Below are 13195 nucleotides of genomic sequence, written 5' to 3' on the forward strand. Positions count from 1 at the left end.
ACAAAAAACTACATGGAAAATTAGTCGCATTTAACTGTAGCATATTTTGGGTTCAAGTTAAGATGCGTTTACCCTGCTACGGCGAACAGAACTTTGTCAGCTTGCTCGATCCACGCCTTCGCTGCTAAGGTCAGATGACCAACTAATTGAATTCCCGTCCCGACAACAGTTAAAGATCCCGTTTTCAAATGTAACTTCCTCCAAGCGATCGCAAAATGTGTTTCAGTTATGGTAGTAACGCAAATTGCTAGTTATATAATTAAAGCTGCTAAGAGGTAAGTTGTTACGCTCTTTTAGCTGTTATTGCAGCTCGGATAAAAGCAAAGCAAGCAAAACAACGTAGCATGATACAAATGACAACTTAGCGTTGCTCGCTCGGTCTTCCTGAAAAATCTGATCGACTGCTACTTCAAACGATCGCCAAAATACTGCCTCAATAACTCGCAACTTACCGTCGCCAGATTGGCTTGTAAATTTACCAACCCCATACTTTCCAACTTAAATACCTCCACTAAATCCAACTCCACAGGTGTGTTGCTTTTTACAACTCCCACGAATGCTCCCAGCAGCTCTGGCTCCTGTTATAGGTTCCAAAGTTGTTGTTTTAGGCGATCGCCATAAATTCCGGCCCTGATGGGAGAGTTGTGCAACACTTGCTCTAGAGTGAGATCCCCACGCCCGATATGATAAAGAGCTACCCGTACTAAATCGGTATTCCTGTTTACAAAACCCGTCAGTTGCACTGAAAATGTATAAAAATTTTTGCACAATTACTTAAAAGAGATGAGGTAAGGCGATCTAAAAATCCATCAGCCTTCATCTGCTGATATCAGCGGTGAAAAATTCCCAACTAGGAGAAGTTCACTCTAAAGTTGCGAAACTCCGATCGGCCTAACTGACCTATTCCTCTCAAAAACAGCCCTCGGTTTCAAAGCAATTCTCAGCAACAGCCACAGCGATCGCCATTCTCCGGGAGTTTCCTGCCGCTTCCACTGGCCCGGGCGACAGTACAGCATTTCGATCAAACAGCGGTGCTGGCTAATATTCAGGCGATCGAACGCAATTCGCACAGTGGGAAATTCCGCAAAACTGCACCCGGCTGCATCCCGAAAACTCGACTCCAACTGAGATTTATCGCTGACCAACTTAATCTTAGCCACAGGAATAAAACATTTCTCTTCCATAATTTCCAGAGTCGCGGAATCGCAATCAATCAAACCTTTGGCTAAACGACCCTCAGTGCCCAACTCAAGAACAGACGGCGCTAGAGAGACCCTCGCTTTGACTGCGGCCCTGGGAGGGAGCGCTTTTATTTTACCCTGCGATAAACTTGTCTGAACGGCATATTTTTGCAAAATCTCGGCTGCGGTAAAACTCTCTTTACTGCCTTTATTTTTCACCGGAAAACTTGGCCACTGTGTCAGAGCAACTTCAGCGCCACTTTCCGAAATTACAGTGGTTATACCCCAAAAACTTTGACCTCCAATATTCAGTTGTACAACCCTGCGTAAATTGAACCATTCGTAAATGTCCGGCTTAGGAATATCCACCAAAATCAGTAATGCAATCCCCAGCATCAGCAGGTTGTAAGCGCTCCAAATCCATCCCAAACTTATGCCTTTTAACAAATTTGCACTTTCTGATATCGCCTGTAAGCTGCCAACATTTTTAACTAAATGAATGTTTACAGTCTGCCACAAACTGAATGCTGTAGCTGCGAACAAGACAATCAAAGGCCATCCCAACTTCCAGTTAAAACGAAAGCGATCGCTCGCAATTCCTTTCGGCGTCACCTGAAACCTTTTCGCAAAGGGCTTCAGCATGGCACTCACCACCGTCACCGCTAAAGGTATACACTGAACAAATGAATAAACATCGGAAAGCAAGGCAGATCGCGATCTGCGGTTCAGCCAAGAAAACACCGTAACTTGCACCAAATAGTAAGGCAGGAAAAAGTATAGCAATTCCCGCGCACTTGCCCGCAAAGGAAGTATGCCGAGAAACGAATAAGCTAAAGGCATCAACAGAAACAAAACCCTGGTTAAACTGGTAAACCAGTGCAGCAATCCTTCGAGGTGACACAGCCTTTGTACTAATCTGAGCCCGCGAATCGTTAAAGGATTGGAATCAATAAAAAATGCCTGAAGCGTGCCTCGCGCCCAGCGCAACCTTTGAGTTAGATGAGCCTCTATATTTTCAGCCGCCAAACCAGCACTCAATTTTTCATCTAAATAAACTAAGCGATACCCGGTTGCTGACAGCCGAATTCCGGTAAAATAATCTTCGCAGATTGAATCTGTGACGAAGCCTCCCGCTGTTTCTAAAGCACTGCGCCTAACTACAAAAGATGTACCGCAACAAATCACGCTGTCGGCGCTGTCTTTGATGATTTCAATTTGCCGGTAAAATACTTCTTCTTCCGGCGCGAGTACATTTTCTAAACCTAAATTGCGGGCGATGGGGTCGTGGTTGTAAAAGCTTTGCGGTGTTTGAACGAGGGCGATTTCGGGATTTTGAAAAAATCCAACTGTTCTAGTTAAAAAGTTTTTAGTAGGAATAAAATCTGCATCGAAAACTACAATTAGTTCTCCATTAGTTAGGGCTGTGGCGTGATTGATGTTTCCAGCTTTGGCGTGAATATTATCGGGTCTGGTTATGTACTCGCATCCCAGTTCTTTTGCCAGCAATTTGATTTCAGGGCGCTTGGTATCGTCGAGCAAATATACTTTTTTGTTTGCATAATCTAAAGCTTGACAGCCGATGACTGTGCGCCGTAAAATAAAAGCGGCTTCGTTGTAAGTTGGGATAAAAATATCGACGGGCGGGGCAAAGTTTCCAGATTCAACTGCAACTGCCATGCGATCGGCTTCTCGACGCCGGTCTTTCACTCTCAGCATTAAATACAGTTGAATGCTGGTGGTGAACACCATTAACATTTCTAGAAAAAACAGCCCCAAACTAAAGATACCGTTGAGGGGGTCGCTTAAATTGAGAGTAGCGATCGCTCGCCACAAAACGTAGCGAATGGTTAAAGCCAGAACTATTGCAACTACCACAGCGCGCGATCGTTTCTGCGGTTGAGGCGAAATTTTAATGGCAGCTAAAGCAACTGAGACAAGCACGAGAGTCGGCACTAACAAATACATCTTTCTCGTAGCAGGCACTTGCAGCCACACAGGCGGGTTTTGCTGCCAAGAGTTGATTGTGGCAAAAATACCGCTGACTGTACCTTCACCTGCAAACCAGGCCCCGGCGATCGCACCTGCGAAAGCAACCGCCCCCAACACCACTAGCGTTGCCACCGGTACCCGCGAACTCCGCCAAAAGCGGCGTTTCAGCTCTTGAAGGTCAAATCTTGAAGTTGTCATAAAATGTGAAATTCCCGATCGTACCTGCAACAGTCACGGTTTCCTGCTGTCGGCTTTTTAATCCAGTTGAAAATTCCGACACACTCCACTTAACTATATTTACCTTTTTTAACATTTTGACAATTGTATGATAGTTCATCTTGCTTGCTGCTGCCAAACCGCTGAGCCTGTCCAATCCCGGCAAGGTATAGCAGATGTTGAAGGAAGAAGGAAGAATGCTTGAGTTATTGAGGAGAGAGGGAAGAAGCAATAGATTTATTTGATCGATCTTTGATTGATACGGAAACCACAGATCCAACTCCGATGCAACGCAGAGGCATTTCAAGATAGGAGAGCGAATGTATGCAATCTTCTCTAATATCCCAACTCATATTTGTGCAATTAAGAACGTCGTCACCGTCGGGCGCGGTTGGTATCGTTCAACAACAAATTATTGTGTCAAAAATCAAATAGGATTGCTAGATAAAACTATAGCAATCCATACAGATTAATAATTAGACGAATTTCACATCTAGCTAAAGGTAGATATATTTTATTTTAATTAAAAACTTTTACCGCGATCGCAGCACAAAAAGCGAGTCATCAAACAACTAATCAGAGATTTCTAATTGCGAGATTGCATAGCGGGCGACAGCCAAACTAACTCTCGCCTGTTCTATTTCCGACAATTGGGCCCAAGGTCTTCTAGCCGCCATGACCAATTGGGTTCCTTCCGAATCAACCTCTCGCATTGCATAAGCCAAAGGACGCGCCAACACCTGCAAATCTTCCTCAGCCCACTGAGGCAAAATATCTAACACGCACTCTACCATTTGGTCAGCTAAAGATTGATACTTAACAGTTGCGTTTTGAACGCTTTGAGCGATGCGGGCCAGAAAATCTTGAGGAACGCGAGCAAATTTCTCACGCAAAGACTTTTGCAGAGCAGTCGTCAGCCAAACTTGTTCTAATTGCGCGAATAGAACTTGCGACTTTTGGGCAATATCGCTGTCGCTGAAGGCATCAAAAAGTGCAAATTCCTCCTCTAGCGCAGTCAAATAAGATTCTGATTCAAGCTGTGCGGGATTCCAGGGATAAGCAACATCAGTCTGAACAATTGTGGCGAGAAGTTCCATCTGGGCCTGAGTTTGCGAGTCGCTAAAATATTGAGAATCAGGAGATTGGGTAGCCATGATGTAATACCTAAGTGGGAAAAAGAAAATACAGAACCGGGACGAAAGCAAAACGCCAGTTGCGAGTTGTGAATAACTCTTTTAATTTCAGACTTTCGACTCAACGCCCAGAACTTTGCTGTCTCGATCGCCGATTGCCTTCATTAGCTACACCCGCACCTTAATTCGTTCCGCAATCAGTCCCACTGTAGCCCGAAGTTTTTGGAACCTCAATAGTGAACTCAAAAATCTGACCTTGAGAACTGCCAAATTTTAGCTGAGTGCCCGATTGCAGCAGCAATTCTTGGTGGTGAACTCTCTGCCATCCCGACTGCCCCAAAACTAGAGTCCCATAACGAGAAAAATCGCGCAGGAAGTAGCTAGGTTCGCCCTCGGTATCTCCGATACTGTTGCGGCAGAAAATCTCGGCGTGTTTTTGAGAAACCCACTGTTCTCGAATCACTACGTCGTTTTGTTCCCAGCGTCCGACTCGAACTATACCAGCGCGAATCGGCCAAACCTGATTGGTCGATTCGGTGGATTTGACATTGGGTCGATCGCGCCCCCGCAAGTAAGCACAAGACGGCAAGCGTCCCAGCCAAGTAGAAGAATTTAAAGGCAATTCAGTTGTGAGGTCATCTACCAGTTCAGTCAGTTGACCGTCAAACTCAGGGTGCATATACAGCACCGGCAGCGTCCAAGCCGGTTGATTGAACCCGTAGAGCGTTAGTAGCTGCTGTCTGGCGACAGCGACGGCCCGATCGACCGACATCCGGCCGGCCAAAGCTTGAGCAAAACTTTGGATAAAACTCAGGGCCTCGCGATCTGCGATTGAGTCCCGCATCCCCAATACCGCGGGCACCCCGTGATGGATCAGTACCTCAGCCAAACTGCTGCGGGCGATCGCCTGTTGCTGACCGTTAGTTGAGTGCAACCTCTCCACCGCCGGCTGAGCTCCCCAGCAGGCATTAAACACCGCCAGAGTTACGCGGCACCGAACTAAAACCTGAGCCAGTTCAGTGCCATTAATCGCGGTGTCCGGCCCCAAAAACAGCAAGCCGCCGTCGGGGCCCGGTATCCCGTGGCCGGCGTAGAACAGAATGTTGTAAGATTGCGTTTCCAGTCGAGAAATTAGTTCCGCCGCAGTAGGTTCGATCAGAGTATCGACGCGAGTCGGAACGCTGATGTCAGAATATTTGCCGCTGTCGTCGGTTGGAAAAGCGCTTTCGAGAACGCGAGCTAGGGAGAGTGCTTCTTCTCCCAACTGCAAATGACCGTTATTGCTGCTGGAAAATTGAGAATTAGCACCGCGGCCGGGTTCTGCTTGTCCCAAAACTAGCAAAATGTTGAGCGACTCTGCAGGATGCAGAGGTGGCAAAGGTTCAACATTGCTGGTAGTGCGGCTGAACAGCAGTTGCTGCGGCGACAGAGAAATTGTCGGTTGACCGGCGTGAGGCTGCATAATTTCCCAAGGTAAAGCAATTAAATACGGTTCGCGCAAGTCTAGGCGCACTCGCAGGGGTAGATTTTGCCCGATCGCGATACCTTTACTTTCCTGGAGACTGCCCTGAATCGGCCCTTCAAACAGCCACTGCCAAAGATTCATCCCCATATGCTGCATCAGGCGACTGCTGTAGCTCGCCGGTGGCGGCGGATTCTGCTTCCCGCTGTCTCCCCACCCCCCTTGACGGAGGTGGAGCGGCACAGAGGGCGTCGGTGGAGGGAGGTCGAGCGAGTGAGGGCTTCGTTGTTCTGTTTCTGGCAGTATATTCTGGCTGTTTTCCGGCGAGACGAAACTGCCATCTGGATTTAGGGGCAATTCGTGAATTGTCCCGGAGGGCGAAAACATTTCCTGCCAAGCTTTCCATGATTGGGATAGGGTATGTGGCCACATACAGTCGTGGTGAACGTACCCGCTAGGATAGGGAGCTTGTAGAACCCAAGTGGCAAAATGGTTTGCCCCAGCGGTTCTCAGGCGAGCGATCGCTATACTGAGGCAAGGACTTTGAGGGCGCGCCATTCACAACTACCGACTCTGGATATAGGGTTGGATTGAGTTTATCTATTCGTAGTTTATCGGGTTTGGGGTGCGATCGAGTGCGAGAGATTGCTTTGTGAGTTTTTACTTTTACCTGTCGCCCAAAAACTTATCTAAATTCGGTACATCTACCCAAGTTCCCGTAGCATTCGACTCCTGGGTCAAATCCATCAACAACTGCGAGTAAACCCCTTCTCTGAGCGACGGTATCAACGATTTACCGCCATCTATCGCTTCTACCCACCTATCTACTACTCGAATAAACGGTGCAATCCTCCCGTCTGGATAAACTTGAGGAAACTCCAATCTTTGAGGAATTTTGATTTCAGCTAAAGGTTCTCCACCTTGGGAACCCCACAAGCGAAATCCGTGGACGTAATCTTGCTGGTTGTCACTTCCCAACACCAACGTACCCTTACTCCCGTATATTTCCACCCAGTGTCCCCGCCCTTGATAAGTAACAGAACTCAAACAAACTTGACAAGGCGTTCCCCCGGCTAATTCCAACATCAACGTGCAAGAATCATCGGCATCAACTAATTTTAAATTTCCCGAATCATTCGGATCTGGGCGCGCCGAAATTCCTGTTATCAATTGCCCAGAAAGCCTCTGCGGCGGGCCGAACAGCCAGCTAATATAATCAAAAACGTGAGAACCTGTCGCGCCCAAAACTCCGCCGCCTCGATCTTTTTGCGCGTACCAATTCCAAGGGCGAGTAGCATCAGCACGGCTCGACACCAGCCAATCAACCTTAATTAAACGCTTTTCTCCCACATATCCTGCTGCCAATAATTCTGCTAGCATTTGCCATGCGGGGATGAAGCGAAACTCAAAGTCCATTGTGGCAATTGCTCTGCCACCACCCTTTTTAAAATCGGTTTGAGATTCGTTGTTTGCCAAGCGGTAAAGTTCCCTGGCTTCATTTGCTGTCAGGGCTGTGGGTTTTTCTAATAATAAATGCTTGCCTGCTTCCAAGACGGTTTTTGCCATTTCAAAATGCAAAAATGGCGGCGTGGAAATGCTGGCGCCCGCTACTTCTGGGATGGCTACTATATCGGCGATCGAGTCGCAAGCGTAGGGAATATTGTGGCTAGAGGCGATCGCCTTTGCTTTGTCTAAATTCCGGTGGTAAACAGCCACAACCTCTGTCCGGTGATGTGCCTGGAATCCGGGAAGGTGTACTTTTTGACCGAAACCTGTACCGACTACTGCCACGCCAATTTTTGACATAATAATTTAATAATTGGGAATTGGGAATTGGGAATTGGGAATTGGGAATTGGGAATTGGGCATCGGGAATTGGGAATTGGGCATCGGGCATTGGGGATTGGTAGCAACTAACAAATAACTAATGACTTCAACATCGGTCTGACGCTCGATAATTAATCCGTGTATCCGTGTCCTAATCTGTGTCGTGCTTTCCTTCTTCCTTCTTCCCTCTTCCGACGGACATCGGACTGACATCCGTTACATCCGTTACATCCGTCGAGCGAATCCGTTGCCGAACTTCCTTCTTCCTTCTTCCTTCTTCCTTCTCCACCCATTCAATTACTTGTTTGCCCAAACAAACCCCGTCAAATAAGTCAATTTCTCTGATCCCTGTAGGGCTGGTGACGTTAACTTCCGTGAGATAACCGCCAATGATATCAATGCCAACAAAGTACAGTCCGTCCCGTTGCAGCACTGGTTCTAACTGAGTGCAAATTTGCAGTTCGCGATCGGTAATTTCTGTTTTTGCGACTCGGCCGCCGACGGCCATGTTGCCGCGAAATTCATTGCCAGTGGGAATACGGTTGATAGCACCGATGGGCTTGCCGTTCAACAGCACTATCCGCTTGTCTCCCTCTTTTGCTTCCGGCAGATAAGTCTGAACCATCACTGGAATTTGCCCTTGTTGAGTGCTAATTTCGACCAGGGAGTTGAGATTGCGATCGCCCGCTTCCAAAAACAAAATTCCCTCGCCAGCTTTACCGCCCAACGGTTTAAGAACTGCCGCTCCTTTTTTCTCAACAAATTGCCGAATTACCTGCTTGTTTTGAGAAACAATTGTCTCGGGGATGGCTCCCTCAAATTGCAAAGCATACATCTTTTCATTCGCCGCCCGCAATCCTTTGGGACTGTTAACTACCAAAGTTTTAGCCGGATCGATCCCGTCTAGAAGGTAAGTAGCGTAGAGGTAAGGAACGTTGACTGGGGGGTCTGTTCGCATAAATACCGCGTCCATTGCTTCCAGAGGCTGCAAAGTAGACTGTTCCACGTCGTACCAAGCCTCAGCAGCCTCCCAGAGTCCCTCTACCACTTTTACTGGGGTAAGCGCTACCCGACTGAGCATTGCCCAGGTTTTCCCGCCGATGACGCTTAATTCGTTGGCTTGAGTCGCCCAGACTTCGTGACCCAACTCTTGAGCTGCCTCCATCAGCGCTACGCTGGTATCGTGTCCTGGAATTAGTCGCGCGAGGGGATCGATGATGAATGCAAATTTCATTGTCAGTTAAAATTAAGAATTGGTCGCCGAAAAATTTGGGCTAACTGAAAATTTAACAGGGAATGCCTCATTTTGCTGCTAGCAGCGGATCTAGCAGGCCTTGAGTATCGAGTTGGTGGATGTCGTCGCAGCCGCCTATGTGTTGGTCGTTAATAAATATCTGGGGCAGGGTGCGACCTCCGTGGGCTCGATCGGTCATTTTATCTCGTGCTGCTTCATCTCCGTCGATCGCGTACTCTGTAAAATCCACCCCTTTTCGCTTCAGCAATGCTTTGGCACGAATGCAAAACGGGCAGGTTCTCCAAGTGTAAATTTCTACTTTAGGGGTCATCGGGCGCTCAAACAATAACAATATTTTTTTATTTTAATCTTAACCAATCTTATTTTTATTTTTATATAGTTGCAGCAAGCAAGCTGTAAAGTTATTATTTATACAATTTTCTTTATTTTTATTCCATAAGTAAAAATGCACCCACGCTTCAAGAAACGCAGCGATTTTCAAAACAAGCAGCAAATTGGGCCTGCCTACCGTTGCTGACGAACCTGCTTGTTTCGTTTTCTGCCGGAACAGATGATTCCTGCACCTGTCACCAGGAGTGCTACCACAGTACCCGGTTCTGGGATAGCTGTTGGTGGCCTCACGGGGGTGGGGGTGCTGTATATGTTTTGCCAGTCCTCTGGCGGCGCGACTTCGGGCGGTGGTACCGGGTCTGCTATTGGTGCTGGTGATTCAACTACCGGCACTACGGGTACTGGGTCTGCTATTGGTGCTGGTGCTGGTGATTCAACTACCGGCACTACGGGTACTGGGTCTGCTATTGGTGCTGGTGATGGTGATTCAACTACCGGCACTACGGGTACTGGGTCTGCTATTGGTGCTGGTGATGGTGATTCAACTATCGGCACTACGGGTACTGGGTCTGCTATTGGTGCTGGTGATGGTGATTCAACTATCGGCACTACCGGTACTGGGTTTTTTATGACTCGTGGTGGTTGGGTTGTTGATGATGATTGGCTGCTGCTCGAGCAGGCACGGGAAAAATTTCCTGACCCGCACGTGGATTGTGCTGAAGCCGGAGGGGCAGCAGCTAGATAGTAAAACGCTGTTGCCATTGTGGCAGAGAGTCCAATTGCTAGTTTTGCCAGTGGCGTAAACATAACTATTTAGTTAAACAGTGGTAAGATCTGAAAATAGAAATAGTCCTAGAGAGTAGCGCTGCACGACGGGCAAGGATTTTAGAGTTCTTACAATAAATGGATGTTGTCTCTCGCGGGCGCCTGTAAAAGATTGTGTAGTGCTCTCGGCGATCGCCCAAACACTTTCATAACATTATTCTTCTCTTTCGCCTTGACGTCGCGTACCGTGGTTTGCACCAGGTAGTGGTTTGCACCGAGTGAAGCCACATCTTTTTGCAATCTCTGAACCAACAGCTGTTACAGCCATTAACACAGAGTGTTTTTACCTTGACCGCCGCCTCCTGAAATTAATTCTTTAACCGGGCGAAAACTCGATCTACTGTATTTTACTTTGCAATGCACGATTTGACTACTATTTTATAGTCTCATAGTTCGACGATATCTGTCCTCAGTATATTTACGTGTATTCCCGAATGTCAACTACTTAAAAAAATACTTAAGTATTTACCGAGGGTAGAGTGCGTATTGAATGAGCTGAGCTAGTCTGTCGCGGAGAGTTTCCATCCCGAGACCTTTGGCCGCCGAAATAAATACGGCTTGAGGAAACTCTTCTCGGGCGAGGGCGAGAGTCTCTCCATCTACAGCATCGATTTTGTTAAAAGCGACAAGGGCTGGCCCGGGAGTTACGGGCATATCTGTCAAAATATTCATGACCGATCGAATTTGGCTCTGCCACGCAGGATGGGAGAGATCGACAAGGTGCAGCAAAGCATCGGCGTCAGTGACTTCTTCGAGGGTAGCTCGAAAAGCGTCGATCAAGGCGGGGGGCAGTTCGCGAATAAAGCCCACTGTATCTGTGAGGACGATCGACACCGGGGAGCCCGTGACGGAGCTAGGAATGGTCAACCGTCGGGTTGTGGGGTCGAGGGTGGCAAATAACTGGTCGGCGGCATAGACCTCGGAATTCGTGAGCAGGTTGAGCAGAGTCGATTTACCGGCGTTGGTGTAGCCGACGATCGCCACTGAGGGTACATCGTGATGGTGCCGGTTCTGCCGCAGCCGGAAGCGGTGGGCCAGGAGTTGATTTACTTCTTGCTGCAATCGAGAAATGCGTTTGGCGATCGTGCGCCGTTCGGTTTCTAGTTTGGTTTCCCCGGGACCTCTGGTACCGATGCCGCCACCCTGTCTCGACATTGCCTGACCGCGACCTCTGAGCCGGGGCAGGGCGTACTCTAGCTGAGCGAGTTCGACTTGCAATTTACCCTCGCTCGATCGAGCTCTTTGGGCAAAGATGTCGAGAATTACCTCTGTTCGATCGACTACGCGGATACCTATCTGAGTTTCCAAGTTCCGTATTTGTGCGGGAGCCAGGTCGCGATCGAATACCACGAGGTTAGCGCTAACCGTCTGAGCTGCGAGGGAAATTTCCTGAACTTTGCCTTCCCCGACGACTGTCTGCGGATGGGGGCGCGATCGTTTTTGGCGCACTGTTTGCAGTACCTGACCCCCGGCGCTTTCAACCAGCCGCGTGATTTCTGCGAGCCCGTCCTCAAACTCCAACTGAGTCATGTGCTGAGTCATTACACCTACCAACAGCACTTTGTCTTGGTCTGCATCGACCTGCTTAGCGACAAACTCTGCTTCAAACTCTGCTTCGAGTCCTTCCACCAAATCCAGAAAGTCTTGGTCGGCGAGTTCGTCCAAATTCAGCGGTTCTGATATTTTCCAGGGAAAGTGTGGAGTTTGAATTAGTGACTTTTGAATTGAAGGCTCTTCTATTTCATCAGTTGCATCTGGTTCTAACTGAGCGCTCAAAACAGAGAACTCAAAATTTGGCCGATCTCCCTGGGGTATCAAGTGAGCGAGATAAGTTTCTTGGATGTAACCAGTCGCACCGCCGCCGCGACGCTGAAATCCTCCGCCGCTCAGTGTCAGCCAAACGAGGGCGTCGAGGCGCTGAATTGCCATTGCTGTGAGGGCTGCTTCGCTAGGGGTTTCTGGCTTCAGGTGGGTGGCGATGCAGCGGATGCCGCTGAGGCGACCTCCCCCGTAGCGGGGCAATTCTAAGGGCGCAATCTGCGTTTGGCGCGGTGTACCCACGCCGACGCGAATTACTTGTCCGCGGCGGTTGATGTAGGTGCAGATTGGTTTGTCTATTTCCGTGCTGATGGCGGCAACGCGCTGGGCGAATTCTGCAGTGGTGATGCGATCGCCCGGTAGTCGCTGGTGGTAAAGCTTTTCGAGTTGCTTGAGCTGGCTGGACTTTAAACCTTGAAGATTGCCGTAGATGGTTTCGATAACTGTTTCTCCCGATCGATCTGTTTATCTCCTATTTTAATTAACTCAATGGCGATCGTGTTCGGGTTTTAAGTTGAAATTTACTAAATTTTGTTGCCTCTAGCAGAGCGCGGATTCAGTCTTGTCGAGTCACCAGCGCCGTTGTTTGTCGCGAGGCTGCGATCGAGCCTTTCACAGCGGCCCTCTCAAGTTGCACTTGTATTTAGTATTTACAGATACAGGCGAGCGCTGAAAAAATCTCCCTCAACAAAACTTAACACTTTATTTTTGGTTTCATAATCCTCCTTTAGACTTGTGTTTATTTTGAGCCTACAGGCAGATAGCAAAGCAGAAATTACGCCGCTACCATGAGAAGCGAAACATTGTTAAGGAATGTAAAAACATGGAAACTCGTCCTACTAACTTGCCCCCTACTACTAATGCTTACAACGGCAAAGATCGGAATGCCTTTCTGTTCGGCTTCAACCCGCAAGCAGAACTTTGGAACGGTCGCTTAGCGATGATCGGTTTCTTAGCTTATTTGCTTTGGGACGCTGCTGGATATAGTGTTCTGCGCGACATCCTTCACTTTCTGCCTAACTACATTGCTCAGTAATGACCAGCAGTCTTTCCTGTCTGGCAGCGTGAGTAAATGCCGCCTCTGGCCGACAGGCTAAAAGTTACAAATGGCAGGGAGTCTGGTTGTGTCAATTTGTACCTTTCCTTTCTTTTGAATGGC

10 protein-coding genes and 1 pseudogene are annotated in these 13195 nt (G+C 48.2%); 2 read left to right on the forward strand and 9 right to left on the reverse strand.

What is annotated here, in order from left to right:
* Positions 1 to 404: 404 nt before the first annotated feature.
* From QUB61_RS01615 to grxC, 8 genes and pseudogenes are all read right to left on the reverse strand, one after another.
* A pseudogene (locus QUB61_RS01615) lies at positions 405 to 743 on the reverse strand (AAA-like domain-containing protein).
* A gap of 123 nt (positions 744 to 866) precedes the next feature.
* On the reverse strand, positions 867 to 3368 hold the full coding sequence (locus QUB61_RS01620; RefSeq protein WP_333133178.1) for a glycosyltransferase family 2 protein: 2502 nt from the start codon (positions 3366 to 3368) through the stop codon (positions 867 to 869).
* On the reverse strand, positions 3349 to 3618 hold the full coding sequence (locus tag QUB61_RS01625) for a hypothetical protein (protein WP_333133180.1): 270 nt from the start codon (positions 3616 to 3618) through the stop codon (positions 3349 to 3351). Before QUB61_RS01625 ends, QUB61_RS01620 begins: the two co-directional genes overlap by 20 nt.
* A gap of 340 nt (positions 3619 to 3958) precedes the next feature.
* Positions 3959 to 4540 (reverse strand): hypothetical protein, encoded by a 582-nt coding sequence (locus tag QUB61_RS01630; RefSeq protein WP_333133181.1) that lies wholly within the window; start codon positions 4538 to 4540, stop codon positions 3959 to 3961.
* 160 nt (positions 4541 to 4700) lie between these two features.
* A complete protein-coding gene (locus tag QUB61_RS01635; protein WP_333133183.1) occupies positions 4701 to 6539 on the reverse strand; it encodes a CHAT domain-containing protein in 1839 nt (612 codons plus the stop codon).
* Between the two features lie 108 nt (positions 6540 to 6647).
* A complete protein-coding gene (locus QUB61_RS01640) occupies positions 6648 to 7787 on the reverse strand; it encodes a Gfo/Idh/MocA family oxidoreductase (RefSeq protein ID WP_333133184.1) in 1140 nt (379 codons plus the stop codon).
* Between the two features lie 172 nt (positions 7788 to 7959).
* Complete coding sequence (gene gshB / locus QUB61_RS01645; protein ID WP_333133186.1) at positions 7960 to 9042, reverse strand: glutathione synthase; 1083 nt, start codon at positions 9040 to 9042, stop codon at positions 7960 to 7962.
* A gap of 67 nt (positions 9043 to 9109) precedes the next feature.
* Positions 9110 to 9373, reverse strand: a complete 264-nt coding sequence (grxC, locus tag QUB61_RS01650) for a glutaredoxin 3 (protein WP_333133188.1) — start codon at positions 9371 to 9373, stop codon at positions 9110 to 9112.
* Positions 9374 to 9613: 240 nt separating this feature from the next.
* Between grxC and QUB61_RS01655 the strand changes: the two genes are divergently transcribed.
* On the forward strand, positions 9614 to 10138 hold the full coding sequence (locus tag QUB61_RS01655) for a hypothetical protein (RefSeq protein ID WP_333189789.1): 525 nt from the start codon (positions 9614 to 9616) through the stop codon (positions 10136 to 10138).
* 545 nt (positions 10139 to 10683) lie between these two features.
* On the opposite strand, the gene hflX is transcribed toward QUB61_RS01655, so the two are convergent.
* A complete protein-coding gene (hflX, locus tag QUB61_RS01660; protein WP_333133191.1) occupies positions 10684 to 12279 on the reverse strand; it encodes a GTPase HflX in 1596 nt (531 codons plus the stop codon).
* Positions 12280 to 12859: 580 nt separating this feature from the next.
* Between hflX and QUB61_RS01665 the strand changes: the two genes are divergently transcribed.
* The gene (locus tag QUB61_RS01665; RefSeq protein WP_333133192.1) at positions 12860 to 13072 is read left to right on the forward strand and encodes a chlorophyll a/b-binding protein; all 213 of its coding nucleotides are present in this window, start codon (positions 12860 to 12862) and stop codon (positions 13070 to 13072) included.
* The last annotated feature ends 123 nt before the right edge of the window (positions 13073 to 13195 follow it).

Source organism: Microcoleus sp. C2D2 (genome assembly GCF_036702495.1).
Taxonomy (GTDB): Bacteria; Cyanobacteriota; Cyanobacteriia; order Cyanobacteriales; family Microcoleaceae; genus Microcoleus.

Excerpts from the sequence above, each read along its gene's own strand:
- QUB61_RS01620 (WP_333133178.1), bottom strand. The coding sequence starts at position 3,368 with ATGACAACTTCAAGATTTGACCTTCAAGAGCTGAAACGCCGCTTTTGG.
- QUB61_RS01630 (WP_333133181.1), bottom strand. The coding sequence starts at position 4,540 with ATGGCTACCCAATCTCCTGATTCTCAATATTTTAGCGACTCGCAAACT.
- QUB61_RS01635 (WP_333133183.1), bottom strand. The coding sequence starts at position 6,539 with ATGGCGCGCCCTCAAAGTCCTTGCCTCAGTATAGCGATCGCTCGCCTG.
- QUB61_RS01640 (WP_333133184.1), bottom strand. The coding sequence starts at position 7,787 with ATGTCAAAAATTGGCGTGGCAGTAGTCGGTACAGGTTTCGGTCAAAAA.
- gshB (WP_333133186.1), bottom strand. The coding sequence starts at position 9,042 with ATGAAATTTGCATTCATCATCGATCCCCTCGCGCGACTAATTCCAGGA.
- grxC (WP_333133188.1), bottom strand. The coding sequence starts at position 9,373 with ATGACCCCTAAAGTAGAAATTTACACTTGGAGAACCTGCCCGTTTTGC.
- QUB61_RS01655 (WP_333189789.1), top strand. The coding sequence starts at position 9,614 with ATGATTCCTGCACCTGTCACCAGGAGTGCTACCACAGTACCCGGTTCT.
- QUB61_RS01665 (WP_333133192.1), top strand. The coding sequence starts at position 12,860 with ATGGAAACTCGTCCTACTAACTTGCCCCCTACTACTAATGCTTACAAC.